Consider the following 2,259-nt stretch of genomic DNA (forward strand, 5'->3'; position numbering starts at 1 on the left):
AAAGGTTTTTTATAATTTGTCTAAAAAGCGAAGCTTATGTAGGTTTTTTAACAAAAAAAGATGTAGCCTTTTTAGAAAACGACTAATTATAGTAGGGTTTAGTAGTGAAAACAAAAAAAGTGAAAAATATTTGAAATGTATTAAGATTCTTTCTTTGTTCATCTTTTTTCCGTCACAATTTGTGGATCCAGTTGAAGTATTATTTTTTGATTTTGAGTTTTTTTGACGACAATCTGTTAGGAAGGATTAGAACATAAAGCAATGTGCGATACAGTGTGGCTCAAAATATTCTACGAGTTTAAAGTCCCAATTGTAGCTAGTAACCAGTTTAAAATACTGACAGTTATACTGCATTATTCCGCATTGTATTGTACCGTCACGCCGTTTTGCCAAACCTTCATCAAAGGCTAATTTGCAAGCCTCCTTCAGGTAACACGTGGGATAAATTATGTCTAGACTTCCATCTCCATTTGCCTTATATCCCATTTCATGATGAGCCATCCTAGTCGAAATCATGTCTTCTCGATACTTCTCGAGGATTCCTTGTATGTCGATATCTCTATCTTCGATGTTTTCAACTTTTTCTACATCTTTAATTTTGCTATGACCCATCTCCATGCTTGCAGCACCGATTCTACCTTCGAGAAGATTTTCAACATTAAACTGGGCGTATACAGCTGCACAGTAGGGGAAGCTATACTTGTCGGACAATGAGGCTAGATAATCTCTTAACTGGTCCAAAGTTTTAATCTCTTCTACCGGCTCTTCTCCTACCTTCATTTTCACAAATCGCAAAGCATATTTTATGAAATTAGTGGTATAAACTGGACCGTATGTTTTTTCCACAGCTTTATAGCCCTCTATGACAAATTCTGTTAATAGTTTAGGTTCTGGTAGCTCATACGGAGCCTTCTCGAGCATTTTAAAATCCGATAAGTTATACCTCGCCACATTCAACACCAATTCAATGGTTTTCTCACTAATCGCAATATTATTTACAATTAGTATAAGATATTTATACGATTTTTATATTAAAAAGTTAACTTATGTTTAATCAACAATACAAAACAGGATATTCTCAATATTGCATTAAAAATGCTAATATTTTATAGAATATAGTGTATGCCTAAAATTTATTTTCAAAAATAGTTTATTGTTCTACAACATGACTTTGAGGTTTCCAAATGTTAAAAACTAAAGAACAGTTTATTGATAGTCTAAAAAAGCAGAAGCCAGAGATTTACATGTTTGGTGAGAAAGTTGAGAATCGGATCAATCATCCTTTATTAAAACCTCAGATTGATGTTATCGGATTAATCTATGAGCTGGCTCATGATCCCCGATACCAAGAATTTACCACTGCCAAATCCCACTTAACAAATGAAATGGTTAATCGTTTCACCCATGTTAATCAGAGCTCTGACGACCTTATTAAGAAGGTCCAAATGATCAGAATGTATGCTCGCCAGTGCTGCTGTATTCAAAGATGCATGGCCATGGATGCTCTAAACGCTTTATCCATAGTAACCCACGAAATAGACTTAAAACATGGCACAAGTTACTATGAAAATTTTAAGAACCATTTGACTCATTTTCAGAAAGAAGATATTAGCTCTACCTGTGCTATGACCGATGTTAAAGGCGATCGCAGTCTTAGACCTTCGGAGCAAGCTGACCCCGATCTCTATGTGCGGGTGGTGGAGAGGCGGGATGATGGTATAGTGGTGAGGGGTGCCAAGTGTCACACCACCGCTGCTGTTCCCTCAAACGAGCTCATAATAATGCCCACTAGAGCCTTGAGAGACAAGGATAGTGATTACGCTGTTTCTTTCGCAGTGCCCATTGATGCTGAGGGATTGAAACTGATTGCGCGCTCTGTTACCCCGAGGGAGAAGAGAGAGATTGATTCACCCTTCCGTTCCAGGTGGGGTGTAACGGAAACTCTTACCGTTTTTGATGATGTGTTTATTCCTTGGGATAATGTTTTTATGTGCGGGGAGTGGGAGTTTGCAGGTCAAGCAGCAGAACTGTTCGCAGTATACCATAGGCACAGCTATTGTGGGTGTAAACCGGCGGTGAGCGACATTCTCATGGGAACGGCAACCGTTGTCCGAAACTTACCCATCTAGGACACTTCCAGATGGTGTTCGGTTCCTGCTTCATAGGGGAGCACCTGCCCTTAAGGCATGAACCTCTCCGCTCTGGCAGGCGTTTTGCGTCTCCGCCCAACTGGCGGCGACGGAAGATAGATAGATGGAT

2 protein-coding genes are annotated in these 2,259 nt (G+C 39.2%); one reads left to right on the forward strand and one right to left on the reverse strand.

Features of this window, described 5'->3' with window-relative positions; translation table 11 throughout:
* Window positions 1-246 precede the first annotated feature (246 nt).
* Entirely contained in the window at window positions 247-951 is a 705-nt protein-coding gene (locus tag ACUVXA_RS19900; RefSeq protein ID WP_445873035.1) for a hypothetical protein, read from the reverse strand.
* Between the two features lie 233 nt (window positions 952-1,184).
* On the opposite strand from ACUVXA_RS19900, the gene ACUVXA_RS19905 reads away from it, so the two are divergent.
* On the forward strand, window positions 1,185-2,129 hold the full coding sequence (locus tag ACUVXA_RS19905; protein WP_445873036.1) for a 4-hydroxyphenylacetate 3-hydroxylase N-terminal domain-containing protein: 945 nt from the start codon (window positions 1,185-1,187) through the stop codon (window positions 2,127-2,129).
* Window positions 2,130-2,259: the final 130 nt, after the last annotated feature.

The sequence above is a fragment of the Candidatus Jordarchaeum sp. genome (assembly GCF_052745115.1).